General features: G+C 34.9%; 3 protein-coding genes. 2 read left to right on the top strand and 1 reads right to left on the bottom strand.

The genetic code is table 11. The features are described 5' to 3' along the window. Window positions 1–33: 33 nt before the first annotated feature. Window positions 34–390: an ImmA/IrrE family metallo-endopeptidase gene (locus tag WAM07_RS16225; protein ID WP_422168457.1), complete on the bottom strand. Its 357-nt coding sequence runs from the start codon at window positions 388–390 to the stop codon at window positions 34–36. Between the two features lie 345 nt (window positions 391–735). Between WAM07_RS16225 and WAM07_RS16220 the strand changes: the two genes are divergently transcribed. Both WAM07_RS16220 and WAM07_RS16215 read left to right on the top strand, forming a co-directional pair. Further along, window positions 736–1,578 (top strand): tyrosine-type recombinase/integrase, encoded by an 843-nt coding sequence (locus WAM07_RS16220; RefSeq protein WP_422168456.1) that lies wholly within the window; start codon window positions 736–738, stop codon window positions 1,576–1,578. A gap of 266 nt (window positions 1,579–1,844) precedes the next feature. Further along, window positions 1,845–2,096, top strand: coding sequence for a hypothetical protein (locus WAM07_RS16215; protein ID WP_422168455.1), 252 nt, complete (start codon window positions 1,845–1,847; stop codon window positions 2,094–2,096). The last annotated feature ends 32 nt before the right edge of the window (window positions 2,097–2,128 follow it).

Raw genomic sequence — 2,128 nt, 5'->3', positions numbered from 1 at the left:
AGCTACTTCCTCTTTTTCGGTAATTAGCCATAATTATCCCTCCTTTTTTATATTAATAAATTTAGAGTTAACGGACGGTACAATTCGACTTTTAATTTTCTCTAAGCGTTCAACACAAACATTCTTTGGGATCACAAAATCTCGTGACAACTGGTCAACAATTGTTGGATTAGCGATGTTATATTCATTAATCATATGAATAGGAAGTGAAGCGTAAAGAGTGAAATGCCGGGCGTCTCTTTCCTGAAGTTCGTAAAAAGAGTAAGGCATGATAGATTGACGACCTGCATGCCTTACAGCGTGGCATAGCTCATGAAAAAATTGTTCGCGTTGTTGTATATACGGTAGACGACTATCCAAGACAATTTCCTGAAACTTCCCTACTTTCATGTAACTAGCTTGAGTAGGTCTAGAAGTGACAAAGATTTGTGACTCTGTTCCAATGCTATATACATTTAGATCATTCGGTTCTGTAAATTTGTGTTTTTTATACCACTGAGTTATTAGGTCTTCTAGAATTGTGGTTGTGTAGTAAGGAAACCTCAAACTAATCACCATCCTTACAAGTATTATACGAACGTATGTTCTGTTATTCAATATAAAAATACAAAAAGTGGATTTATTGGCTGGAATCCAATGAATTTATTTTTTAATTTATGGTGTATGAACAAGTATAGGAATTAACCTCTAAAACTATAATGAAAATAGATTCATAGTTTTGGAGAGTGATACAGGATGTTCCTATCAGAAGCATGGGAAAAGTATTATGTAGATAAAAAGATAGAAGGGTATTCGTTACAAACATTGAAAACATACTCCTTGCAATTCAAAATGCTGCTAAGATATTTTGGAGATGTAAATGCAGACGAATTTGCAATAGATCAGTTGAAGAATTATTTAATTGAGGTAGGAGAGAATTTAAAACCTTCTAGTCTGGGACACAAGGTTCATTTCCTGCGATCTTTTTTTAAGTGGCTCCATGAAGAAGGCTTCATCAGTTTTAATCCAGCATTAAAATTGAAAGAACCTAAAGTTGGTAAAAGAGTTCCTAAATTCCTTACTGAAATGGAAATTGAGCAACTTAGAGACTCATGTATAACCCCTATGGAACGAGCAATGTTCGAATTTTTTTATTCTACTGGATGCCGTATTGGAGAAGTAGTAATACTGAATAGAGCAGATATTAATATTTCGGGAAGATCGGTTATTGTAAAGGGAAAAGGTAATAAAGAAAGGGAAGTCTACTTTAATATTCGTTGTTCACTTTGGCTACAGAAATATTTGGAAGAACGTGAAGATTGTGATGAAAGTTTATTTGTAACTGAGAGAAGACCTAAGAAGCGAATGGGTATTGAAAATGCTCGCCATATAATAAAGCGCATTTCCATTCGTGCAAATATCAATAAAGAAATACACCCTCACCAGTTAAGGCATAGTTATGCTACCCACATGCTAAATAATGGAGCACCAATTGAAGTCATCCAAAGCTTGTTAGGGCATGAAAAAAGTGAAACCACAAAAATATATGCTCAATTAAGTGGGAAGTTAAGACAAGATTTCTACAGTAAATATTTTTAGGAGGTGTACCTATCCAAACGGTGCTCCTCCTATTTATTGTAAGAAAAGCTTGTGGAAAAGAGAGGGATTTGAAATAATTGATATTAATCTCCAACACAAATATCTCGAAACTGAGTCTTCAAGTAAAGGGCAGGTTAGTTGAAGACTTGAATTCGAGATAACTACATAAAATAGCTGTTTCACTTCTTTTCTGGAATTATTTGGATTGATGATGATATAGTTAAAATACTTACAGAATTGTAGGCTTCGTTCAGTTAGGAGGGCATATGCAAAAGAAAGCAAAGTACATAAGTGGAATTTTGTTATTAATCGCAGGTCTATTGTGTTTAATGGGATTATTTACTGATAGTCCCTTTTCGTGGTGGATGAACGTATGGCTGTTTTTAGCTCCAGCTATGATAATGCAAGAGTTCATAGATATGCCTGAAAAAGGAAAAAGTAGGATATACTCAATGGTTCGCATAGCCGCGGTTTCTCTCATATTTGGGATGGCGGGTTTAGATTTAATCATCGGCTGAGGGCGGTTGTGTTAGTTGAAGATATTAAACCC

The organism is Halobacillus sp., assembly GCF_049282395.1.
In the GTDB taxonomy this organism is placed as follows: domain Bacteria; phylum Bacillota; class Bacilli; order Bacillales; family Halobacillaceae; genus Halobacillus.
The sequence above is the reverse complement of the archived record's forward strand: the minus strand, read 5'-3'. Positions and strand labels throughout refer to the sequence as shown.